The organism is Sphaerochaeta sp. UBA5849 (genome assembly GCA_002432715.1).
Taxonomy (GTDB): Bacteria; Spirochaetota; Spirochaetia; order Sphaerochaetales; family Sphaerochaetaceae; genus Sphaerochaeta.
This window is the reverse complement of the sequence record DJGJ01000027.1, coordinates 1-24,241: the sequence shown is the minus strand read 5'-3', so window position 1 is coordinate 24,241 and position 24,241 is coordinate 1. Positions and strand designations below refer to the sequence as shown.

The window sequence follows — 24,241 nt, the reverse complement described above, 5'->3', positions numbered from 1 at the left end:
CCTTTTTAAGCGATTGCCCTGGTTTACTACAAAGAAACCTTGCCTACAACAGATCATCGGGTGTATACTCGCTAATACGACGTGATTTAGTTCCAACTTGCAGCGTCAGAAAACAACTTGCTAAAAGGAGTCTTCATGAGTCATTGTCTTTCTTTCTTGTGTGAAGGCTTCCTGATACATCAGGAGGCCTTTTGATGAGCTGAAATCCCCAAGAATCCCACCAACATCACCACACACAAGGAGCATTCCATGCAGTACACACCCATCTATGAACAAAAGGGGCATCGTATCACCGAGACCTACGAGGTCGAAGGTATCACCTATGAAGCCGTGATTGTCATCAACAACCTTGGCTTTGCCATGGGTATGGCCGGCTTCGATCCTTTTTCCGTTGAGATCAGCCTCCAAAGCGCGAACGAAGCAGAACCGCATTGTTTCTCGGTTCTGCTTCCCAAAAGGAAGAAATCCGAGGTATTGATTGAAGAACGGTTCATCGTACCGGACGGAAGACTGTGCAACTCCTATCGCTTCACAGCACCAGGTGAGGCAAAACTTGCCGAAGCGGTGCATCGGTATCATGCAACGGTAAAACTCTATGAGAAGATTGGAAGAAGACCGAACCGGTTTGTTGTCAGATTGGACGGCCATCCGTCCGATATGTCCTGATAACAGGGCAGGAGGCGAATCACTCATTGCCCTTGGCGATTGTCCAAATGCGGCAGGAAATCGGGGTGATCGCACATGAAAAGGGGGCATTGCTGCCCCCGATGTGTAGGAATGAACTTACTTGGCGATCAAGCGAAGCAGAAGCTCATAAATCTGCTGGCCACCCTGTTCCGGGGTGATCTGGCCGAAGGCAACTCTCTGGTAAATCAAGAAGAGCGTGCTGTTGAACTCAGTGTCATTGGGCACGTGGTCGGTCTCAGGAGAAGTGTGAGGTCCTGCAACCTGCATGTAGTCAAGAATCTTCTGGTCGACAGGAGAGGAAGAACCGGCGGCACGGGCGGAAGCGGAAGCAGGAGTACCTCGGTTGCTGCCAAGAATTCTGGCGGCATCAGGATCATTGACCAGGAAGTTGATGAACTTGATCGCCTCATCGGCATTCTTGGAATCCTTGTTGATCGTGTAGAACTGACTGGGAGCCTGCCAAAGGGCCTTGGTGGCTGCTGCACCGGGGAACTCGATAAGAGCGAGTTCGTCGGTGGTTGCTGCCTGATAACCGCTCAGCTGATTGGTGTACAGGTACCCGATGGCAACCTTGCCTGCAATAAGGGCTGAAGAATCGGCATTGCTTTCTGCATACCCTGCAGCTACATCCGGCGGGGGAATGAGGCCGTTCTTGCGGTAATCGGCAAAAAGCTCGAGATACTTCTGGGCATCCTTCGCAGTGACAGCAGTAGAAGCGGTGGCTGCATTGTAGAGCGGAGTCCCGTTGTAACGAGTCCAGTATCCAAATGGAGTCGAGTTGGAGGACATGACACCGATATCCTGCATCGGATAGACACCTGAGGGCAGCTTGCCTTTCAAGGTCATCAGATAGGAGCGGAATTCGTCATAGGTCATGGCTATCTTGGGAAGCGGAGCACCGACTCTCTCAAGCAGGGACTTGTTGTACACAAGGGCGGGCATGGTTACACCGGTTGAGACGCCAAGGAGCTTGCCTCCGATGGTGCCGCTTGCAATAGCACTAGGATCGATGACCGAGGTGTCCAGCAAGTTGCCTGCATACTTGTCCAAAGGAAGCAGAACGCTGGCGTAGTCTGGGATGTTTCCACCCATCTGGATGATATCCGGTCCATCACCGCCTGCGAGCTGGGTGTCGACCTTCACAAAATGATCGCCCGCCCCACCGGAAACCTCAGGGTTCACCTTGACACCGGGATTGCGGGACTCATAGAGGTCGATGGCTTTCTGACTGATGGTCACGCGCTCCCCGCTGCCCCAGTAAGCCCACCGAATGGTGGTAGGCCCGCCTGCTGCAGCCTGTTCCTTGGCGCCCGCACCAAAGACCAAGGATGCGCTGATTGCTGCGAAAAGCAAAACCAATACGGTTTTTTTCATAAAAATCCTCCTAAATGTAAGGGACCTTTCCTATCCCTTGATTCCAGTAGTAGCGATACCCCGGACGAAGTACTTCTGCAGAGAGAAAAACAGCGTGAATGCCGGGATCAGCGAGAGCACCGACATGGCAAACATCGGCCCCCACGAAGACATGCCCGAGGAGTCCAAAAACAACCTGAGTCCCATCGGGACGGTATACCGATTCGGGCTGGTGAGATAGAGCAGCTGGTTGAAGAAGTCATCCCACGTCCAGAGAAACGAAAAAAGAAGCGTAGTGATGAGAGCAGGTACGGTAAGAGGCATGATAATCCGCGTATAGATGCCGAATTTGCTACACCCGTCGATCAGGGCCGACTCATCGATGTCACGCGGAAGGCCCCTGATAAACTGCACCAACAGAAAGATGAAAAAAGCATCCGTTGCAAAGAACTTGGGGACGATGATCGGCAGGAATGTATTGATCCACCCGAAATTGCGGAACATGATGTAGCGGGGGATGGTGGTGACATGGGAAGGCAGCATAAGGGTGATCATCATTACGGCAAACCAGAACTTCTTCCCGACAAATCTCAACCTTGCAAAGGCATAGGCGGTCAGCGAGCAGAACACCGCATTGGCGACGGCGCTGAGCAGACAGATGATGAAGGAGTTTTTAAAGAACGTATCGAATCCGACAATGCCGATGCCTTTCCATCCTTCACTGTAATTTTTCGCAGTGAACACCTTCGGCCAAATGCCGGCATCGGTGAAAATCATATTGCTTGGCTTGAAGGAGGCCCCGATAAGCCACAGGATGGGATAGAGCATACCCAAGCCGAGGACGATGATGAATGCGTTGAGCAGAAGCCGGCTTGCCAGTGTTTTCTTTGTCTGCATACCCTACTCTCCGCTTCCATAGGTGACCAGATTGCCCGAAACCTTGAACGATAGTGCAGTAAGGCCGGCGATGATGATCAACAAAACCCATGCCATGGCGGCTGCATACCCCATCTCAGAGAAACCAAAACCCTTGATATACAGATACAGGCTGTAGAACATGGTGGAGTCGAGCGGCCCGCCCGAGCCGCCGCTGACGATGAAGGCTTGGGTAAACGACTGGAAAGCACTGATCATCTGCATGACGAAGTTGAAAAAAATGATAGGCGAGAGAGAAGGAAGGGTTATGGCGAAGAACTGTCGGACCCTGCCCGCCCCGTCCACACTCGATGCCTCATAATACTCACGGGGGATTTGCTGAAGACCTGCAAGGAAAATAATCATCGGGGAGCCGAACTGCCAGACGGCAAGAAGAATCAGTGTATAGAGCGAGTACTTGGGATTGGAAATCCAAGCCGGCAGGTTCTGCATCCCGAATACGTTGCTGAGGATCATGTTGATCAAGCCGTCGCCTGCAAACAACCGCCTCCAGAGGACGGCTATGGCTACCGACCCACCGAGCAGGGTTGGAATGTAGTACAGTGCTCGATAGAGCCCGATCAACTTAAGCTTCTTGTTCATCAGCATGGCCACGGCCAATGCAAAGACGAGCTTCAGAGGAACAGAGATGAAGACAAACTTGACGGTGACCATCACCGAGTTCAAGAACCGTTCATCCTTGGGCAGGGAATCGGTTCCCACGAACATCACCAGATAATTGCGCAACCCTATCCACTCGGGAGGGGTGCGAATATTGAATTTTGTAAACGAAAGGTAGAGCGAGTACAGCATGGGATAGAGGGTCAAACCCAAAAACCCCAACAACCATGGTACCAAAAAGGCATAGGAACCTAGATTTTCCTTCCAGATTTTCTTTCGATGCAAATCAACCATGCAGCAATCTCCCAAACCAGGCACGAGTGATAGTTCATTTCCATAATATCACAGGTTTGCCAATAATCAAGAGATTGTGCTCGGACACAAACGGGATTTAAACATTTCATAAACTACCCGGTTGAATCTTGATTTCATTGGAGTCTAGGCAGAATTTCCCCCGAACTGATGAATGCTCGAGAGAAATACTTTCACAATTGCCGGATCATATTGAGTACCCGCGCAGGTCCTGATCTCCTCAATCGCCTCGTCTTTGGTCATTGGCTTTTTGTATGATCGTTCACTGGTCATGGCGTCATAGGAATCAGCGATCATTATGATTCTCGCCTGCTTGGAAATCTGCTCCCCGCTGAGGCCCCTGGGATATCCTGTGCCATCCCAACGCTCATGATGTTCCAAAATTGCCAAGGAGAGATCGCTGAATTCACTGGAGGCTGAAAGAATGCGATACCCGATTTCAGGATGCCGCTTCATCACCTCCCACTCCTCGGCAGTGAGGCGGTCGGGCTTGTTGAGAATAGCCTCATCCACCCCGATTTTCCCGATATCGTGCATGAGCCCTGCAACCCGCATGCGGTTGACTTCCCGTTCAGGCAACCCCAGTTGCTCGGCAAGGAATGCACAGAGCGAACTGACACGCTTGGAGTGTGCCGACTCACGGTTGCTTTTAGCAAACAGGGAGTTTATCACCAGACCGATCGACTTGTTCTTGGCGCTGCTGCTCTCATACAGCTTGTTGCGGTTCATCATGTCCTCAGCCCGTTTCATCACCTGTTGAACATCTTCCATCAACGAAGTCCGGGTGGCATATCCATAGGACAGAGAGAGGTGAAAGGATTCGATGGCAACCTGCTTTGCTGCATCCTCAAGCCGGTGAATGAAACTCTCAGCCTCATCGGCAGTCTTCTCTGCCAGCAGGAAGACAAACTCATCCCCGCCATATCGAGCGACAACGACACCATCGTCGCACACACTTCGCATGAGCTGGGCGGTCTTCTTCAACACAGCATCACCCATCTCATGACCGAACGAGTCGTTTACGAGCTTCAAGCCGTTGATGTCAACGATAAGGAGGGTGAACGGCACCGTAGTACGGGCTTGCTTGAGTGCATTCTCGAAATACACCCTGCTGTACAACCCGGTCAAGAAATCATGGTTGCGTTGGAACAAAAGTTTCTGCTCATACGCTTTCTCTTCGGTGATGTCCCTGCAAACAACCACCGCACCCAACAGGGTCTGTGCCTTGTCGTAAATGGGTGCAAAACTGTAGCTGCCTACCCAGCGCTCGCCGGTAGCCTTTTTATATACGGAATATTCAGTAGTACCAGCCTCACCTTGCAAGGCCCTGAAACCCGACCATTTCTTGGTCTCCAGCTTTTTCCCATTTTCCTGATACGCCTCAAACAAGGAATTGAAGGAGGCCAGGGAGGGGGGACACTCCGAACGGGATGCAAAACGATAATAGGAAAGAAACGCCTTGTTTATAAGAATGAACCGACTCTCCACATCAATGATGAACACGGCATCGATCATCGAATTGATGGCGGCATCCAGGGTTGCATTGCTTCGAGACAGGGATTGATGCAAAAGTTGCTGGTCCTCCAAGGCACTGAGCACGACCTGGCGGCTGTGCTCGGCTTCCCTGTGCAGCCGCTTCATCTCCTCAAATACAAGTTTGCGTTCGGTGATATCAAAGCATGTAACGAGAATACTGTCTGAAAGAATCGTGCCCGAAACCTCCATGGTTCGCCAAGTGCCGTTCTGTGATTGGAGAATGCACTCGAGAGGAGGTATCAAGCTGCTTTTTGCTGCCTGAGCGGCACCAATCGAATCATCCCATTGTTTTCTGATGGCTTGGCGATAGGCACTGTCGGGATACACCTGCTCATACCAATCCGACACATGGGTGATGCAAGTATCTTGAAACCCGAAAACAGCAGACCATCTCTGGTTGACAGCCAATATGCAACCGTCGAAATCGATAAGTGCCAACGGCATCGGAGCACCGGCAAAGAGTTGTTCGAATTTTTGTCGGCTTTCCTCTCTCTCTTTCTCTGCAGCCTCCCTGCCTTGTATCTCGCGGACCAAGGTCCAGATCCAGAAAACCAGGATGAGAATCAAAAATATGGTAATTGCTATCAGCCACCTCACGGTGACAGGAGAAATAGCTTTTTCATACTGCGAGGGGAGATGGTTCTCATACATTCCTTGACGTACTGCCGGAGGAATAGCACCGATGGCCTTGGTGAGAATCGAGGCAAGCGGGGCCACCGACGAATGAACTGCCATGGACAACGCGTGTACATAGGGTGTACTGCCGACCACCTTGATTTCGTAGTTCAAACCAAGAATCGTACTGTAGTGGTTGATAACCAATAAGTTTTCCACCATGCAAAAAGCTTCACCCTTTTGCACCATGCGAAGGCCCTGCTCCACCGTATCAACGAGGAGAAGATCAAGCTCGGGATAATCTGTTCTCAGCCATTCTTCGCTTGAGTATCCCTGTACAACGGCTACTTTGCGCCCTTGCAGCTCGTCCAAGCTGCCGATATACCCTATATCCTGCTGTGCAACGATTACCGAAGGAGCAGTCAAATATGAATCGGTGAATACCAAATGCTCACTCCGTTTTGCCGTCGGACTGAGGGATGTGGTCATATCAATATCACCTGAGAGCAGCTTGGGATACCCCTGCTGCCAGTTCATGGAACCATGTATCTCGAAAGCAAGCCCGGTGATGCTTGCAATCTCATCCAAATACTGCTTGGACATGCCGACCGGATTGTTGTCACGATCGACGTATTCCAACGGGGCCCAGGCAGGATCGTAGAGTACGGTTACAATCGGATGGGAGGCAAGAAACTGTTTCTCACTTTCATCCAAGCGTGAAAGGAATGTTGAACCATCATCGGTTGCAGCTAAGGTAGTACACACAAAACACAGGATGACTGAAACGAGGAGATGTTTTTTTACCTTACGCATCCGAAGCGTCCTCCACTGCAGCATACCGAATCGGCTTTCCATCACACTTGAGCAGCGTATTCACTTCCCGCTTCAGCTCCATAATACGATCCTCACGATTGGTCATCACCGCATACCAGCGCTTCAATTGGTCCAACTGTTCGGCATTCTCCATCTCGATTGCTTTTCGCTCGGTGATATCCTGCCCTTGTGCAATGGTAGCCATCAATGCACCGGTGTCAGGAATATAAATAGGGCTTGTATTCCAGATAAAGGTCCGAGTATTCCCGTTATGGGTTTCCATCGCCAATTCAGCGGCAGAAAAAGACAAATGCTCTTGCAGCTGTTTGAATAAATCCTTTCGCTGACTTTCACTGATGTAATCGGCATAATCGGTAAGCTTCCTCCCTACTACATCGGATATGTTTTGCTCAAACAAGGATGCGAAGGCCTGGTTGGCCAACGTAATCGTCATATTTGGATCCCAAACCACTATGGGTGTATTTGCATGGGTCAGCAAGGCTTCCAGATACTTCTTCGCCTCGCGAAGCTCATGCTCGATCTGCTTCTGCTTGGTGATCATCTCGGTGTAGACGACAATCCCCCCGATTTCACCCTCTTCGGTGTACCACGGCCGACACTCCCATCGGGTATACTCAATCCGCCCGTCTTCCCGTACATACGGGTCGTCATCGGCGCTGACCACTTCTCCGGCCAAAGCTCTTTGGTGCACATCCCTCCATTTCTGGGGAAGGCCGGGCAACACTTCGTAGTGATGCCTGCCGATGATCGATGCAGCATCCTGCAAACCATACTCATCCAAGTATTTCTGGCTCACATAGAGATAGCGCAAGCCTGCATCGTGTATTGCAACAGAGCTTTTGGTATGCTCTATTACATACCTGAGCAAGTCTGCCGAGTGCTTCAGTGAAAGCTCGACATTCTTCCGCTTGGAGATATTGCGATAAAAGCACATGAAGGCAGGATTTTCAGACCCCAATGCAATTACGGAAGCTTCCAAAGACAGAAATGTACCGTCTTTGGTCCGATGCTCGGTTTCCAACATCACTGATTTCTGCAACTCAATTGCTTTCAATTGGGAAAACAAGGCCTCAGTACGGTTACCGTTGAGAAACAGGTCGAGGTTTTTCCCAAGCAACTCGCTTCGCTTGTACCCTGTCATCGCAAGGTACGCATCATTCACCTCTTGGATTATTCCTTGACCATCCAAGCCGATGTACCCTTCGGGCATGTAGCGAAGCAGTGTTTCAACTTGATGCCCCTCATGCGAAGATTCAGGTTTTTTACGCACAAAACGCATGAAGAGCATGACGGCTGCCACAAACATCAGGATGCCAAGCATGAGATACAAGGAAATCTCAGCTATACACGGGATGAGCACCTGTGCAACTCCTTTCAGCAAAAGGTATATTCAGCATAGCATACCTCCAGTAAACCCTGCCTGATGATTCATTGCGACAACACAATTGCATGCACGGTAGATACCAAATCATGGCAATGCTCAAATGCATGTTTTTGCAGGTTTTCGTGGGCGCCGCCCATCAAGTACCCCTTTCCGGCCGCCATGAGCATGGAAATATCATTCTCGTCATCACCGAATGCATAGGTTTGTTCGATAGGAATCCCAAAATGCGAGCTGACGGCAACCAAGGAATCCCCTTTGCTGGTCGGACAGATATCGAAGAGCTCCTTGCCTGTGGTTGCAACATGGTAGGAATCCTCCCATTTTCTTCTACTCTGCACGAGTATGTCTTGCTTGTTCCGACGGCAGACACCGGTGATTTGCAAAATCTCGTCGTCTATATCGGAGAATGCCTCAAAGGTCCTGGTAAAACCCTTGGCCAAGTAGCCCTTGTTTTGCTCCTGCTCCAGCGAAGCCGAAGGGAGATGAATGGCGTTCTTGCCCGAAAGCAAAGGAATCGCCCCTTGCTCGAGCAAAAAATCAGTAATTTGCTTCGCGTCGGAAGCATGGATGGTATGGTTGGGAATCAACTCCTGTCCTTGATAAAGAATCCTGCAACCGTTGGATGCGGAGAATACCACCTCATCTTCGACTTGCTCGAAGAGAGGAATCAAGGAGAGATGAAAGCGCCCGCTTGAAATGCAAAATAAAAATCCTCGTTCCTTGGCCTCATGCACCAGGGAGAAGAAGGATGGGGAAACCTCACGCTGTCCGTGGGGAAGAATGGTCCCATCAACATCACAAACAAACATACCTTTGTACCGATTCACACCCACCTCCACCCCTTTTAGGGGTAGTATGACAAATTATGTTCGTTGGTACAAGTAATTATCCCGCAGTCAGATGAAAGACTGCTGGATACGACCAAGAAAAGAACCTGTCAGCCCCTGGCTCCGTAAAGATTGTCCATATCAACATCGGAAATTGAAATGCCCAAAGCCTTTGCCACACCCTCTCCATAGGCGGGGTCGGCAAGATGGCAGTGCCTGATGTGCCGCTTCTGCACCACGAGGGTCGTACCCTGCATGTTGCGTGCGGTGTTCTCAAAGAGCCGCTGCTTCTCATCCTCCTTCATGATGGAGAAGAGCTTTCCCGTCTGTTCGTAGTAGTGGTCGTCATCCTGTCGATAGTCATAGTGATCGACAGGACCGCCTCCATCATAGGCAGGCTCGGTCAAATCATTTTGGTCCTTCCACATCCCGTAGGAGTTCGGGTTGTAGTGTACGCTGCCGCCAAAGTTGCCATCCACTCTCATCGCACCATCGCGATGGAAGTGGTTGGTATCCACCTTGCTGCGGTTGACAGGTATCTGGTAGTAGTTCACTCCCAGCCGATAGCGCTGTGCATCACCGTAGGAGAAGAGCCTGCCTTGCAGCATGCGGTCCGGCGAGTAGCCGATGCCGGGAACACTGTTTGCAGGGTTGAAAGCAGCTTGCTCGACGTCCTGGAAGTAGTTGTCCGGGTTTCTGTTGAGCTCGAGCACCCCTACTTCATGAAGCGGATACTGGGCGTGGTACCAGACCTTGGTGAGGTCGAAGGGATTGTCCGGATGCTTTTCAGCCTGCTCTTCGGTCATAATCTGCACATACATGGTCCAGCGGGGGAAAGCTCCTTTCTCAATGGATTCAAACAGGTCCCTCTGATGGCTTTCCCGGTCGCCGGCAATGATTGCCGCAGCCTCTGCATCGGTAAGGAATTCGATGCCCTGCTGGGTCTTGAGGGTGAATTTCACCCAGACGCGCTCATTCTTTGCATTGATGAAGGAGTAGGTATGCGAGCCGTAGCCGTTCATATGCCGATAGCTCTTGGGAATGCCTCGGTCTCCCATGGTTATGGTAACCTGCTGCAGCGCCTCAGGGAGGGAGGACCAGAAGTCCCAGTTGTTCTGCGCTGAGCGCATGTTGGTCCTGGGATCGCGCTTCACTGCATGGTTGAGGTCGGGAAAGAGCATCGGATCGCGGAAGAAGAACACCGGGGTGTTGTTTCCCACCAGGTCCCAGTTCCCTTCCTCGGTGTAATACTTCATGGCAAACCCTCGGATATCGCGCTCTGCATCGGCAGCTCCACGCTCACCGGCCACTGTTGAAAAACGGACGAAGGCATCGGTTTTTTTACCGACTTCACTGAATATCTTGGCCTTTGTCCACTTGGTAATGTCCTTGGTTACAGTAAACGTACCGAAGGCTCCGCTTCCCTTTGCATGCATGCGCCGCTCGGGAATCACCTCCCGGTCGAAGTGCGCCATTTTTTCCAAATACCAGGTATCCTGCAAGGTTACCGGTCCGCGCTTTCCTGCCGTCTGGATGTTCTCATTCTGTGCAATAGGACGGCCACTGATTGAAGTCAATGGTTTCTTTTTCGTCTCGTCACGCCCATCTCGATCGGCCATGGTTGGTCCTCCTTTTTCCTTATAAAACAATGAGTTTCTGTAACTCTAGTATTGCACAACCAGGCCAAATTACAATCAAAATCAGCTTTTATCAAGAATATTTACTAGTAACCGGATCGTATTGGTGACCCTATATTTCGGGGTTTCCCCATGCTATCATGCACCAATAAGAGGAATGCCACATGAAGGACGACACGCTTGATTTCCGGCCAAAACTACTAAAACGTCTGCACCCCTATATGCTTGGCATCGTACTTATCGCCCTGCTTGCCGTGCTGGCTCCCGTCTCTTATCAGAATCCTGACAAGACAGCCTATGTCATCCTGTTGCTCGTACTTGCAGTTTTGTTGCTAGCCTCCATGGCTGTTCTGAAGAAAGGATGGTATCTTGCCAGTGCCTTGCTGACAGTGTTCGTTACCTTTTTGGGGACATGGGGCTCATTCTTGATCAATTCACACATGCTTTTCTTCGACTTTTTCCCCTTGGTCTATGTCACCGGCTCCATCATGATCTCCAGCCTCTTTCTCCCCCTTGCCGCAACGCTTGCCATCATAGCCGTCCACATCCTGCTCTTGGTGATCGTCGTCCTCACCAACCCGATCCTGCAAACGCAGAACTGGCCGAGCTTTTTCATCTTCATCCTGTTTGTCTCCCTGTTCAGCACCATCGCCAACCAGCTCATCAAGACCCAGCTTGTCCAGTTGCGGGAGAGCTCGATCAGGGACCATCTGACAGGACTGTTCAACCGCAGATACTTTGAAGAGACGTTGAAAAACAAGCTGAAACAGGGCCAGGGCGCTGAATCCTCATTGGGCATCATCATCCTCGATGTGGACCATTTCAAACACTTCAACGACACCTTCGGCCACGATGCCGGCGATGCGATGCTCATCGAGCTTGCCAATCTTATGCTCCGCCACTTCGATACAACCGTCAGTGTCTGTCGCTACGGGGGAGATGAGTTTGCCGTCCTTCTCTCCAAAACACAGAAGGAGGAACTGCTCCTGCTCTCAGAATCCTTGGTAAAGAAGGTGCGCAGCCTTTCGGTGATGCACAAAAACAAGCCGTTGGGAACGATGACCATCTCCTGCGGCTGCACCTTGTACAACCGCGCAGAGAGCCTTGAACAGTTCATCAAGCGGGCAGACCAAGCCCTCTATCACGCAAAAGAGCAGGGAAGAGACCAGGTAAGAGGGTCTTAGTTCCTCTTGATTACTTAACATTTATATAGTATATCTGAAGTATGAGTACGATTCTGATAGGAACTTCAGGCTACAGCTATACCGAATGGGTGGGTCCTGTCTACCCCAAAGGCACCAAGAGCGAGGAGTTCCTGTTCTCGTATGCACAGATGTTTCCCACCGTCGAGCTGAACTTCAGCTACTACCGCATGCCCGAGGCCGCCCAGCTTGCTTTGATGCACCAAGGTGCTCCTTCCCTCAGGTTTTCCATCAAGGCCCATCAAAGCCTCACCCATGTCATCGACAGCCTGCATTGGAGGGAGCAGGCAACACTCTTTTACCGTTCCTTGGAGCCGCTGCTCGCCAATAAGGTGCTCGATGCCGTGCTTTTACAGTTTCCCTCCTCCTTCCACTATGAAATAGACCAACGAAAGTATCTGGATTCATTGCTCAGGGTCCTTTCCCCCCTTCCCTTGGCCGTAGAGTTCCGCAACAGTCGGTGGTACAACAACCGCACCCTCGATTCGTTGAGAGAGCGGCAGGTCTCGTTTGTCTCTCTCGACCTCCCCCAGATCCAAGGCAATCCGCCGGTCATGGACGTACCTACCGCTTCGCTTGCCTATCTGCGCCTGCACGGGAGGAACAAGGAGACGTGGTGGGGTTCCGATGCAGCAAGCAGGTATGACTATCTGTACAGCGACAGCGAACTGAAGGCCTTGCTTGAGCGGGTGCTCTCGCTGATGGTGGGGTCGGAGAAAATTCTGGTGTACTTCAACAACCATCGCAGAGGGCAGGCGGCCTCCAATGCCAAACGGCTCAGAGAGTTGCTGGATGCAAGCGGAGGTGGCTCATGCATGAGCGAAAAGCAAGCATTGTCCATATCAACATAACCGACTTCGCAGCAGCGGTTGCTATTGCAAAGCAGCCACGCCTGGCTGGTCGTCCGTTTGCAATAGCTTTGGAAGGTTCTGCACGGAGGGTAATCATCACAACCTCCCGCACAGCTTGGCAGGAGGGAATCCGTGTCGGTATGCCGGTCAGTACGGCGCAGCGCATGCTTCCCGACTTGGAAGTACTGCCTCCCGACACCCAATCGGCGGCAAAGGCGGACAGTGCAATAGCTTCGCTGGTGGCCTCCTACTCTCCCGACATCCAGTGCGACAAAGGCGGACATGTGTACCTGGACATGAAGGGAACGGACAGGCTCTTCGGCCCTGTACTGGACAGTGCACTACGAATACGCAAGGACATCCGCGAGCAGTTGGGTCTTGAAGGTGCGGTGGCGGTTGCTTCGAACAAGCTGGTGGCAAAAATCGGGACCAGGGCCATCAGGCCCTGTGGATTGGCCCACATCCGTGAGGGTGAGGAAGCTTCCTTTTTGGCAGCTCAGGATGTCAGCCTGCTCTCGGGGGTGGGCCCGGCCATCGCCAGGCTCCTGTCGGTTGCAGGCATCACCCAAATCGGGCAGATAGCCGCCTTGGACGACAACCAAGTCATCGCTTTTTTGGGCAGGCGGGGCCTTGCCCTGCGCGATGCCGCCAGGGGGCTTGACACCTCGCCGCTGCAAAAAGGGGTGATGGACAAGCGGTATATCCAGAGGAAGGTCAATTTCGCCGAGCCGATTCTCAACCTTACGGAGCTCAAGGCCGGCGTGTTCGCCGCAGGCGAGGATGCAGGTCTGCAGATGAGACTGGATGGCATGAGCTGCCAGGCGGTCCAGATCTGCCTTTTTTGGAGCGACGGCAGAACCAGTGAGGCAACCAAGCGGACCAAGGGCCAATGGATCTACGATTCTGAGATAGCGGATGCCCTCTTCCAAGCGGCTCAGCAAGCGATGGGACGCCGGGTCAGGATCCTGGCCTTCACCCTCAAGCTCTTTGACTTGGGTCCCGCCCTCAAACAGACCGACCTGTTCATCCCCGAGATCCTGCATAAGCAGGACTCACTGCAACAGGCAATCGACGAGGTACGCCGGAGGTTCGGGCCGGGCATCCTCACCCATGCAACGGCCCTGTGCCATGGAAACTAGGCTTGCCCTGACCACCAGCTACTCCCTTTTGTGGGGGACGATGCAGCCCGGTCTTCTGTTCGACCAACTCAAGCAATGGAATGTAGGAAAGGTCGCCATCACCGACCGGGACAACCTTTATGGGTATCCTGCATGCAGAGAAGAGGCCCAGCGGTGCAACATCGAACTGATCTGCGCAGCCTGCCTGACCGAGGGCGACGATGCAATCTTTGCCTTTGTACAGAACCAAAAGGGATATGAGCAACTCTGCCTGCTGCTTACCAAACGCGCGCAAGACAGTGCTTTTTCCTATCTGCCCTCCCTGCTTGCGCAAAGCGAGGGGCTTGTGCTTTCCACAACCAGCCCTACCCTGCTCACAACGCTTGCCAAAAGCAAGGCCGAGCTGTATGGTGCAGTCACCCCGACCTGCCTTAGTGCAGTGCAGACTGCGCGCCGGCTCGGCATTGCCCTGCTTGCCTGCGATGATGCACTGATGCAGAACAAGCAGGACGAGGAAGTCCATCGAATCCTTCGCTGCATGGCCCTGCACAAGACTGTCGGTTCGCTAGAGCACCACGATTGCTCGCCGCCCGGCAAGGTCCTGCTCGAGCCCGACCAGTGGACCCAGGCCTTCTCCTGCTGGCCCGATGCGGTGGACAATGCAAACAAGCTCAAGGCCTACGACCCCTTCCCCTCCTCGCTCATTTTCCCTGACTATCCAGTCGACGATGCGGCCAAGGAGTTGGAAATACGTGTGCTTGCCGGTGCCGAGGTGCGGTACGGGGAGGTCAACGATGCCATCCTGGAACGCATCACCTATGAGCTGGGCATCATCAAGGACAAGGGCTTCGCACCTTACTTTTTGGTCATGCACGACATCGTGCAGATGAGCAGCCGCACCTGCGGCCGTGGTTCGGGGGCGGCATCAATCGTCTCCTACTGCCTGTTCATCACCAATGTCGATCCCATCGCCCATCATCTCTACTTTGAACGCTTTCTCTCCCCTTCCCGGCTCGATCCCCCCGACATCGATGTCGACTTTGCCTGGGATGAGCGCGACGGTGTCTTTGCCGCGGTGTTTGAACGGTTCGGCAGGGAGCACTGTGCACGGGTTGCCAACCACAACTGCTTCAGGCTGCGCGGGGCGGTCAGGGAGACCGGCCGCTGCTACGGCCTCAGTGATACACAAATCAGTGAGGCGGAAAAGAAGCTGTTCATCAGCGGCCTGAGGGACATCGACGACCCCTTGTGGCAGACCATCTGCCGGATTGCAACCAAGCTTGAGGGACTGCCCAAGGAGATTTCCATGCACTGTGGAGGGCTGGTCATCACCCCGAGGCCGGTCTCCTGCTATGCTCCGCTGGGACTGAGCAGCGACGGGTATCCCTTGCTTGCCTGGGAGAAGGAGGGAACCGAGATGGCCTCTTTTGTGAAGATCGACCTCTTGGGAAACCGCTCTCTTGCCGTCATCCGCGACACCTTGGCAAATCTGGAGGAAGAGGACATCCATATAGATCAGCGGCTGTGGCACCCCACAGAGGATGAGCCTACCATCGCAGCCCTGGCAAAGGGTGATTCCATGGGCGTCTTCTACATTGAATCTCCTGCAATGCGGCAGCTGCAGAAAAAAACCGGACGAGGCGATTTCGAACACATCGTCATCCACTCCTCGATCATCCGCCCTGCGGCGAATGCGTTCATCGCCGAATATGTCGAGAGGTTGAGGGGCAAGAGGTGGGAACCGCTGCATCCAAGGCTTGCCTACATCCTCGATGAGACCTACGGGATTCTCTGTTATCAGGAGGATGTATCGAAGACCGCCGTCGCCCTGGCCGGCTTCAGTGAGTCCGATGCAGACAAGCTGCGCAAGGTCATCGCAAAGAAAGCCGGAGGGGAAAAACTAAGAGTCTACCGTCAACAGTTCTTCGACGGGTGCAGTGCCAATAACGTAAGCGAAGAGACAACACAGAAAATCTGGGAGATGATGCAGAGCTTCGACGGGTACTCCTTTTGCAAACCGCACTCCGCCTCGTATGCCATGGTCTCCTTCCAAAGCGCATACCTCAGGGTCCATCATCGTGCGCATTTCATGGCAGCCGTCCTGTCAAACCAAGGCGGCTACTACCGCAGTCAGGCATACATCAGCGAAGCTCGAAGGATGGGCATCCACATTGAAGGCCCCGACCTCAATCTCAGCAGGATCGCCTACCACGCCCGGGGAAACACCTTGTTCATCGGCCTGATGGCCATTGCCAACCTGACCATGCAGGCAAGAGTGCAGATAGTCGAGGAGCGAAAGAGACGAGGAGCGTTTTCCGATCTCAAGGATGCTTCCTCCCGACTGAACCTAAGTCGGGAAGACTGGGTTTCGCTGGTGGAAAGCGGATGCTGTGACAGCCTTGCCTTGCAATACCGCCGCAGCGAGCAGCTGAGGATCCTGCTTACCAATTCGGCAAGAGAGCCCGAATCCGATCAACTTGAACTCTTCACCAGGCCAAAGCAGGCTGCGGTGCAAGAGCGCGCCTTGGTGCAGGTCAAACGCACCGAGGACGAACTGCACCGTGAATTCTCCGCCCTGGGATTTTTACGCAATTCTCATCCCCTGCTTTTATGGGCGCAGTACCTACGGGGACTCACACGGGTGAAAGCCTCCGAGCTCGGCCGGTACAAGGGTCGTTATGTGAATCTCATCGGCTATCAGATCACCCAAAAACAGGTCATGACCAAAGGCGGGCAGAGCATGAGCTTTGTCTCCTTCGAGGACGAGACAGCACTGTATGAGACTGTCCTGTTTCCCGACCTGTATCAACGATTCCATCCCTTGCTCTCAAGCTTGTGGCCGTTGGTGGTGTTCGGCTTGGTGCAGGACGACCAGGGAGCCCTGGTGGTGGAAGTCCAGCACCTCAAGAAAGTCGGTTCTTGAGCGCAATCTCCTTCTCTATGCGGGCGATATAGCCGCTCATATCGAATTTGCGCTCAAGGCCCTTGTCGTTCATGTAGCGGATATTGCCGAAAATCGGCCGTTCGGCCCACGGCCGGTCATGCGTACCGAAACACCAGGCCACCCCTGCATAGCCGTTGGGATCGCGGCCGTCCATCTGATAGGTATTGTTCAAGGCCAAGGCACGGTTGAAAGCCTCTTTCGGGGTGGGACTCCACTCGATGATTTTCTTTCCCCAATACATGCGCAGATAGTTGTGCATGGTTCCCAGTTCGGTCAGCTCCCTCTGGGCTGCATTCCAGTAGGGATCGTGGGTTTGCGCCTGTTCCAACTCGGCAAACGAATAGAGAACGGGCCTTCTGTCCTGCTCGTGATAGGCCAGACTTTTGAGCGCCCACGCAGGCAAACCCTCATAGGCATCGTACAGGGGGTTGTACCAGGCATAGTTGTAGGCAAGCTCCCGCCTGACGATAAGCTCTTCAAGGAAGACCGGTACATCGGGCAAATCTACATCCTTGACTGCATGATAGATATCGATTGCGCTGATCTGGCCGAAATGCAGGTAGGGACTCAGGGAGGAACTGTAGGTGTTTGACGGATCGTTGTGCAAGGTCGCATAACCGTCCAGTTTCGACTCGATGAACAAGGAAAGCTTGGCATGGGCTTGTGTCTCACCACCCTTGAGGTGGGGACATGCACCACCTTTCTGCTCAAGAGAAAGAGAATCCAATACCTGCGAAAAGTCTGAAAGATCCACCGGTTTAAATGGAGGTTCCAGCGAAAGTGTGCTGAGACTGGGAGCCTCAATTTCGATGCTTTGGGCGAAATAACCAATCATCCGCTCAATCTTGCGCCTGAGCGTTGCCGCTGAATACTCCTGTTTGTCTGATGCCAATTCGAGGGGGACCACAACATTGGTCTCTATCTCACAGAACGGACAGGAAGCAAAGTGCGCTACTTGCTTTCTCCAGAGGCGTTCGGTCCTCGTATAAGCACGGTCGGTTACCAAGACACTGACCGAAGGCATGAGCTTGGCAAGTCCTGCCAATATCCCATCATGATGCACCCAAAAAGGGATACCAAGCGAATGCAGCGTCTGCTGCACCTCGGCAAGGCCTTCCAGCATGAATTGGAAGTGACGTCTCTGGGCTGTTGAAAAACTCCTCTCCAGGCCGAAGTAGACAACCAGGGGCTTTTTCAAGGCATTTGCCTGCTCGATGGCAAATGCAAGTGCCTCATTTTGTCGCACACGTTGGGCGGCCTGCATCCAATAGAGGACATACGCACCGGCTTCATTCACCGGAGGAATGGCTAGAAGTGAGATTCTCCGCGGTTCAATCATGCTCTGACCATACCATAAATCAGCATGAAAATCAGCTACAATGAGTGTTCAAGATACAAGAGAATTGCAGCCTCATCACCAAGGCTGTCATAGTCTCCAACGAGCTGCCCATCATAGTGATAAACGACACCCCGTTCTTCGTTTGCGGCCAATATATCCGCGAGCTTCGCTTCTCCGTATCTTTGGAGAAACGTTGCAAAAGCTACGATGCGCGGTTTTGTAAACATCGGGCCTTCACAGGGAAAGTCTGGACACTGCCAACAGCCTGCTAACCCATGTCCTGTACAACAGCTGTAGTGCTTGCACCACTCTTTGGAAGTACATCCATCGCTGCGGCATCCGCTGCACGTTGCATTCTCACTACAGAGGCAGCAGGCAAGGCCGCAATAGGCGAATCCCTTTTCCCTCTCCATCCTATTGTCCACTCCGCTTCAGGGCCTTGATTACTTCCTGGGATGCCAGTTTTCCCGTCATGATGGAAATCGGCAGCCCCGATGGGCTGAACGTCCACTGCCCAGCCTGCAGAACATCGGGGATTGCAGTCTTCACCGATTTGGTGATGTGCTTCAGTGAATGGATGACAGGCACCTCCCCTTCGGTGAAAGCCCAGCCGGTGATTGCCCCGTCACTGTTCGCCGTCAAATTTGACAGGGTGAGCGGAGTTGAGGAGAATGCGTCAAGTACATGGCTGGACAACCCAGGATAGATGCCGGCACCCAGGACAGCAAGCATGCACTCCTCAATGAAGAGCTTTGCCTCATCATACCATCCGTCTTTTTCAATTTTTGCAAACAGTTGATAGGATGCAAGGGTGCTGACGATAAGGGCAGTCTTCCCCTCCGGAGCGAGAGAGCTGTCGCGAAGAACAGGAATCGATATCTCATAGGTGGTCGCTTCACAATAGGCTTTCAGGTAGGCCTTGATCGTATCCTTGTCATGACAGTTCTCATCCAATGCCGTCTGGTCGACCGTACTTTGGCCTGCCAGCGAAGGGGTATAGAACAAATGGGGGGTCGAAAGCCTTTCAAAGTAGGAAGGAGGCAGGTCGACTGCAAGGTAGTAGGTGAAAATCGAGTCTCCACCATGCTTGGTTTGCAGGTTCTTCTTGAGTTTCAAACTGGTTGGAGAGAGCTGTTGCTCATCAATGCTGCGATAGAGGGCCTTCAAATCGGCTGCCCAAATCAATTTTTTATAGGCAATTCCGTCAAGCAGTGTGTGGTTTTCAATATCAATATCGGCAACGAGGCTGTTGAGAAGGATATCCACCCCGTTTTCGTGCAGGAACGTTTCCAGCGACTGGGTGAAGCTTCCGGTCCCTCCCATGGGATATTGGTATTCTCGATAGAGGCCGAAATAGCTGAGGGCGAAGAAGGTGGGGGTATCGGCGAAGAAGTGCTGGGCGATGATGTCGATCAGGGGGCGGTTTTTAGTGAACCTTCCCAAGTAGGAGACCACCGGCTCATTGAGCCTGTCGATTTTCCCGATGGTCCCCAAATACCGCATGAGCCAGGGCAGCAATGTTTTTCGGACATACCCGAGATCCTGGTAGTTATCAAGAAAGAGCGGATTGTCAATGCCGTACAGTACGTCCATGTAGCGGGTGATTTTCCGGATTTCCGCCATGATCAGCTCAATGTCGCGAACACTTTCCGGAAACAACTGTTGAAGCATCTTCTGATACTCAACCAAGCTCTCTGTATCCGTAACGACCACCTTCTGATCAGCAATTGCAAGGGTGACCAGGCTTCTCACCCACGTCATCTCGATTCCCAATTGCTTGAGCATGGGAAAGACGATGCCGGAATTTTCTATGGCACGGATGCCTTGGTCGTAGACAAAGCCATTGCGATTGAAAGAGTTGACCAGCCCGCCCACCCGATCCTGCTTTTCACAGAGCAGCACCGAAAGTCCCGCACGTGCACAGTAGGCAGCTGCAGTCAGGCCTGCAATGCCGCCTCCCACCACTACTACATCATAGGATTTCTTCATACCCTTCTTCCCCATTCCAATTCAAGATAGGCTCGTTTGCAAGGGAACGTGCAGGCCACACTTCCTGTTCCCTTTGTGTCATACCTTAGCATGAAAGTCCAAGAATCCGATACTGAAATCGTGATTCTCAAAGGCTCCTGCCTCCAAGGATATATGTCTTGGTTTTTCCTCGACCTTGTACTTGCAGTAATCCTAAGTCAGTCATTTGTTTTGTGACGATATAAGCCCGGGTTCGTTTCACATGCAGCAAGTCCATCACTGTTTTCTCATTGATTTCCTGGTTGGCGGCCACATAGTTGAGAATCTTTTGCATCTGGTCATTTGGATAGAGGGTATTGCCGGCTTTAGATTCTGATACCTCGTCGGCAGCAGCTACACGTTTTTTTGCAAAAATCATATTCGCCAGTGTTATGCGAAAAGAGTTGTCGGTAACCGCGATTGCAGGCTTGATGGGGCAATCACGGTAGAGGTCGTAAATTCTACGAAGGCCTGTTCCATAGGCTTCTATGTGCTTCAGGCGAAAGAAAATTTGTGCAAGCATCGGATTTCTTGGTTGTGATATGCCGCTGAGAATGTCTTCAGTAGTCAATCCAGGAACAAGACCTCCCATTGAGATGAACTGTATGCACTCTGCATTTATGTTGATGATAATGCTTCCGCTAAAGCCATAGTCCCTATGGACAATGGCATTCAACAAGGCTTCTCGTATGGCTTCAGGAGGATACTCCATAGTATCAATGCGATCCAAACCGCGTATGATGGATTCCGTTCGATTATTTAGCATGCAATAGGTGTACGAGTCATTCAGCTGGTTGAAAATCGAGCCCTTGAATTCTTGTCTGTCCTTAAAAACTGTATTTGAGGCATCATCGAATACCGCAATTTTTACAGAATGTGTGCATTGGTCGGATAGTATGAGCGCCAGATTTGTATACAGGCTATCAACCGAACTTATCAATCCCAATGCACGAAACTTGTCTTGCTCAAAAACAACATGTTTATTCTTGAATTCTGTCTTCGCACTGTCGAACGTCAAATCCTGCAACAAGCTTCGTTTTGATTCATATGAGTCCCCATCAGTAAGTTTTATTGCATTTCGAATTTGATCCCACGTTGCAGGCGCAGTAACTGTTCCCTGTCTCACATATACACCGGTAGGCTTTATACCATGTCTTTTAAGAAAGTATGGCTTGTTGATTCCTTCTCCGACAGTTATCTTGATTATCTTGCTTTCCAATAACACATATCGAACAAACATCGTTACATCGGGCAGAATTGCATCACGAAGTATGTTTGAAAGGCGGTTATACTCTGCATCGAGATTTTGGATTCCGATTTCCTTTCCAGTATCATCGATGCCAAGGTAGATGGTACCTCCATGAGTGTTGACAAAAGCAACCACCTCCTTGGCAATATCTTCTGTAAGGGATTGTTTGAACTCAACCGATTCACTCTCACATAGCATGGAAAGACCTCCAGAAAAGCAGTGTACCGAACTATTTGGAAGAATATCATGAATATTCATTAACAACAAGTGAATATTCACTTTCAATGGTGAATATTCACTCCAGTATCTTGAATACAGGAAGAAAGGTACTCGTACACCCGCCAGCCCAGGCAATCATGATCAAGGTGTTTTCACAAGGCTAAATGACGGCATGAAGGGATGGAAGCCATTGTCGCATAGTTCGTGATCGGACCGCTGCCGATGGGTATTTCATCATAGGTTGGTCCAAAATCCCACTTTCCCTTATTCCCATACGTAAGGTCATCGGTATCCTCCCAGAAGTTGAAGGAATCCGCTATATGTATGTTCAACATGTTCTTACTTGTTGCAAACATGCTGTAACTTTCCATTGTCCCTAGCTTCCAATATTTTTGACACTAAAAAGCATGCGACCCGAATGAGCGAAAAATAAGTATATCCAGAATAAGATATTCCGCAGCCGGAGTCTTGAGTTGCGGAATTTTTTGTGTTATAGTTTTAGTGTCAAAATAGGACTAAAAGGAGGGGATGCAATGTACAAGAAATACACGGTTCCGGTTCCGGACTCCCCGGGCAGGATAACCAGGAAGAAAAGCTCCGACCGCGGTGTCTACTTCTACTACGAGTACGGACGCACCTACTACAAGGACCGGAAGTACACCATACCCCGCAGGGCCTGCATCGGCAAGGAGGACCCCCGCGACAGGAGCAGGATGTACCCCAACGAGAGGTACTTCGAGTACTTCCCCGCCGAATCGGCGGCCACCTCCCCCGAGTTCTCCAGCTCCAGGAGCAGCTGCCTTCGGTCCGGGACGTATGTGGTGATCGGGAAGCTGATAGGCGCATACCGCATCCGCCAGTGGCTGGCCAGCCGGTTCGGCGAGCGTGACGGGCGCCTCATCCTGGACCTTGCCGCCTACCTCCTCGTCAGCGAGAGGAATGCAGCCCAGCATTATCCCGATTACGCATACAACCATCCGCTCTTCACCCCCGGCATGAGGATCTACAGCGACACGACCATCGGCACGCTTCTCAAGGATACAATCACCACCGACGACGTCGTCGCCTTCACCGAGTGGTGGAACTCCGACAAGGACCACAGGAGGAAGATCTACATCTCCTATGACTCGACGAACAAGCCCTGCCGGGCCGGCGACATAGACATGATAGAGGGCGGGCATTCGAAGAGCGGGAACGACGGCGACCCGGTGTTCAACCTGTCGATTGCGCTCGACGTCGGCCGCAGGCTTCCCCTCTTCTACGAGGATTGCCCCGGTTCCATCGTCGACGTCTCCCAGCTTGTCTACATGGCGGACAAGGCGGGGGCCCTGGGCTACCGGAACCTGGGCTTCATCCTCGACCGGGGGTATTTCAGCAGGGAGAACATCGCTTTCCTGGACGACTGCGGCTATTCGTTCATCATCATGGCCAAGGGCCGCAGGAAGCTTGTTTCCTCCATCGTTCTTTCCGTGAGGGGCTCATTCGAAAACAAGCGGGCGAATGCCATCCGGGAGTATTCGGTCAGCGGGACCACCGTCGAGGGAAAGCTGTACGAGGGTGACGGGAGGACGAGGTTCTTCCACATCTATCACTCCATCGAGAATTATGCGAAGGAGCGGGCCGAGCTTGAGTCGATGCTGCACAGGCTTTCATGCGCTCTCGACCGGCTCATCGAAAAGGATTGCTCCGCCATGGACATGGACAGGTTCGAGGCCTTCTACGACCTTGAGTTCCGGATGGACGGGAAGAAGAGATTCCTCATCCTGTACAGGGAGAAAGAGCAGACGATTGAGTCGATGACGAATCTTCTCGGCTATTTCTGCATCATATCTTCCGACCGGATGACCGCCCGCGACGCCCTGCTGCTGTACAAGTCCAGGGACCAGTCCGAGAAGCTGTTCGCGGCCGACAAGACCTTTGCCGGCAGCAGGGCTGAAAGGGTGCAGACCGAAAGCTCCCTCCGGTCCAAGCTGTTCGTTGAGTTCATAGCCCTGATAATCCGCAGCAGGTTCCATGCCTGCATCTGCGACCATGTCAGGGCGGCGGGGATCAGGCGGAACTATATGAATGTCGTTTCGGTGATAGCGGAGCTTGAGAAGATCGAGCTCATACGGATCGGCGACGGCGTTTACCGCATGGATCATGCCATAACGGCACGGCAGAGGGAAATCCTTGCCGTCTTCGGCATGAGCGACGAGGACATGAAAAGGGAATGCAGCACCGTTTCACACGAGCTGCTTGCGATAGACAGCAAGGACATCGGCAAGGTCGGCCCGGGCAATGACACCCGGGATGACTCCACACTTGAGGATGAGGAGGAAACAGAATGGCGAGACTGACCACGGAGGAGAGCATGAAGACCAGGATAAGAAAGGCGGAGGCAAAAGTCATGAGGCTGAAATCGGATTATGAAAAGGCCCAGAAGGAATTGAGTGATTTGCACAGGCAGCAGAAGGAACAGCAGGCTGCAAAACTCATTGACGCCATGGACAAAAGCGGCAAATCCTTTGACGAAATCATGCGATTGATCAACCTGTAAATCGATTGTCATCAGCATTCCCTGAGCTTTTTAGTGTCAAAAATATTGGAAG

Annotated in this window: 19 protein-coding genes; 7 read left to right on the top strand and 12 right to left on the bottom strand. The window is 52.2% G+C overall.

Features of this window, described 5'->3' with window-relative positions; genetic code table 11:
- Positions 1 to 249: 249 nt before the first annotated feature.
- The gene (locus B3K89_RS04280; RefSeq protein WP_293894930.1) at positions 250 to 666 is read left to right on the top strand and encodes a hypothetical protein; all 417 of its coding nucleotides are present in this window, start codon (positions 250 to 252) and stop codon (positions 664 to 666) included.
- A 117-nt stretch (positions 667 to 783) separates the two neighbouring features.
- Here B3K89_RS04280 and B3K89_RS04275 read toward each other — a convergent pair whose 3' ends face one another.
- The 7 genes from B3K89_RS04275 to B3K89_RS04245 form a co-directional block, all read right to left on the bottom strand.
- A complete protein-coding gene (locus tag B3K89_RS04275) occupies positions 784 to 2,061 on the bottom strand; it encodes an ABC transporter substrate-binding protein (RefSeq protein ID WP_293894933.1) in 1,278 nt (425 codons plus the stop codon).
- 30 nt (positions 2,062 to 2,091) lie between these two features.
- Complete coding sequence (locus B3K89_RS04270) at positions 2,092 to 2,937, bottom strand: carbohydrate ABC transporter permease (protein WP_293894936.1); 846 nt, start codon at positions 2,935 to 2,937, stop codon at positions 2,092 to 2,094.
- 3 nt (positions 2,938 to 2,940) lie between these two features.
- A complete protein-coding gene (locus B3K89_RS04265; protein WP_293894939.1) occupies positions 2,941 to 3,870 on the bottom strand; it encodes a carbohydrate ABC transporter permease in 930 nt (309 codons plus the stop codon).
- A 144-nt stretch (positions 3,871 to 4,014) separates the two neighbouring features.
- A complete protein-coding gene (locus tag B3K89_RS04260) occupies positions 4,015 to 6,804 on the bottom strand; it encodes an HD domain-containing phosphohydrolase (RefSeq protein WP_345907113.1) in 2,790 nt (929 codons plus the stop codon).
- A gap of 40 nt (positions 6,805 to 6,844) precedes the next feature.
- Positions 6,845 to 8,233 (bottom strand): PAS domain-containing protein, encoded by a 1,389-nt coding sequence (locus tag B3K89_RS04255; RefSeq protein WP_293894945.1) that lies wholly within the window; start codon positions 8,231 to 8,233, stop codon positions 6,845 to 6,847.
- A gap of 68 nt (positions 8,234 to 8,301) precedes the next feature.
- Entirely contained in the window at positions 8,302 to 9,084 is a 783-nt protein-coding gene (locus B3K89_RS04250) for an HAD-IIB family hydrolase (RefSeq protein ID WP_345907112.1), read from the bottom strand.
- A 110-nt stretch (positions 9,085 to 9,194) separates the two neighbouring features.
- Positions 9,195 to 10,703, bottom strand: a complete 1,509-nt coding sequence (locus B3K89_RS04245; RefSeq protein WP_345907111.1) for a catalase — start codon at positions 10,701 to 10,703, stop codon at positions 9,195 to 9,197.
- Positions 10,704 to 10,885: 182 nt separating this feature from the next.
- Here B3K89_RS04245 and B3K89_RS04240 point away from each other — a divergent pair, with 182 nt between their 5' ends.
- Genes B3K89_RS04240 through dnaE form a run of 4 tightly spaced genes read left to right on the top strand, consistent with a single transcriptional unit; the run spans position 10,886 to position 16,815 of the window.
- Entirely contained in the window at positions 10,886 to 11,905 is a 1,020-nt protein-coding gene (locus B3K89_RS04240) for a GGDEF domain-containing protein (protein ID WP_293892337.1), read from the top strand.
- Between the two features lie 41 nt (positions 11,906 to 11,946).
- Complete coding sequence (locus tag B3K89_RS04235; RefSeq protein ID WP_293892335.1) at positions 11,947 to 12,774, top strand: DUF72 domain-containing protein; 828 nt, start codon at positions 11,947 to 11,949, stop codon at positions 12,772 to 12,774.
- Complete coding sequence (locus B3K89_RS04230) at positions 12,735 to 13,913, top strand: DNA polymerase Y family protein (RefSeq protein WP_293892333.1); 1,179 nt, start codon at positions 12,735 to 12,737, stop codon at positions 13,911 to 13,913. The genes B3K89_RS04235 and B3K89_RS04230 overlap by 40 nt, the downstream gene beginning before the upstream one ends.
- Positions 13,885 to 16,815: a DNA polymerase III subunit alpha gene (dnaE, locus tag B3K89_RS04225; protein WP_345907110.1), complete on the top strand. Its 2,931-nt coding sequence runs from the start codon at positions 13,885 to 13,887 to the stop codon at positions 16,813 to 16,815. The genes B3K89_RS04230 and dnaE overlap by 29 nt, the downstream gene beginning before the upstream one ends.
- Here the strand turns inward: dnaE and B3K89_RS04220 are convergent.
- The 5 genes from B3K89_RS04220 to B3K89_RS04200 form a co-directional block, all read right to left on the bottom strand.
- Positions 16,796 to 18,175, bottom strand: a complete 1,380-nt coding sequence (locus tag B3K89_RS04220) for a deoxyribodipyrimidine photo-lyase (protein ID WP_293892328.1) — start codon at positions 18,173 to 18,175, stop codon at positions 16,796 to 16,798. The genes dnaE and B3K89_RS04220 overlap by 20 nt on opposite strands.
- A 35-nt stretch (positions 18,176 to 18,210) precedes the next feature.
- Complete coding sequence (locus tag B3K89_RS04215) at positions 18,211 to 18,588, bottom strand: DUF3795 domain-containing protein (protein WP_345907109.1); 378 nt, start codon at positions 18,586 to 18,588, stop codon at positions 18,211 to 18,213.
- A gap of 1 nt (position 18,589) precedes the next feature.
- Positions 18,590 to 20,164 carry a phytoene desaturase family protein gene (locus B3K89_RS04210; RefSeq protein WP_345907108.1) on the bottom strand — a complete coding sequence of 525 codons (1,575 nt, stop codon included), beginning with the start codon at positions 20,162 to 20,164 and terminating at the stop codon, positions 18,590 to 18,592.
- A 127-nt stretch (positions 20,165 to 20,291) separates the two neighbouring features.
- Positions 20,292 to 21,710 (bottom strand): RNA-binding domain-containing protein, encoded by a 1,419-nt coding sequence (locus tag B3K89_RS04205; RefSeq protein WP_345907114.1) that lies wholly within the window; start codon positions 21,708 to 21,710, stop codon positions 20,292 to 20,294.
- Between the two features lie 92 nt (positions 21,711 to 21,802).
- A complete protein-coding gene (locus B3K89_RS04200) occupies positions 21,803 to 22,006 on the bottom strand; it encodes a hypothetical protein (RefSeq protein WP_345907107.1) in 204 nt (67 codons plus the stop codon).
- Positions 22,007 to 22,183: 177 nt separating this feature from the next.
- On the opposite strand from B3K89_RS04200, the gene B3K89_RS04195 reads away from it, so the two are divergent.
- Positions 22,184 to 23,989: an IS1634 family transposase gene (locus B3K89_RS04195; protein WP_345907106.1), complete on the top strand. Its 1,806-nt coding sequence runs from the start codon at positions 22,184 to 22,186 to the stop codon at positions 23,987 to 23,989.
- Positions 23,977 to 24,189: a hypothetical protein gene (locus B3K89_RS04190; RefSeq protein ID WP_323394951.1), complete on the top strand. Its 213-nt coding sequence runs from the start codon at positions 23,977 to 23,979 to the stop codon at positions 24,187 to 24,189. Before B3K89_RS04195 ends, B3K89_RS04190 begins: the two co-directional genes overlap by 13 nt.
- Positions 24,190 to 24,241: the final 52 nt, after the last annotated feature.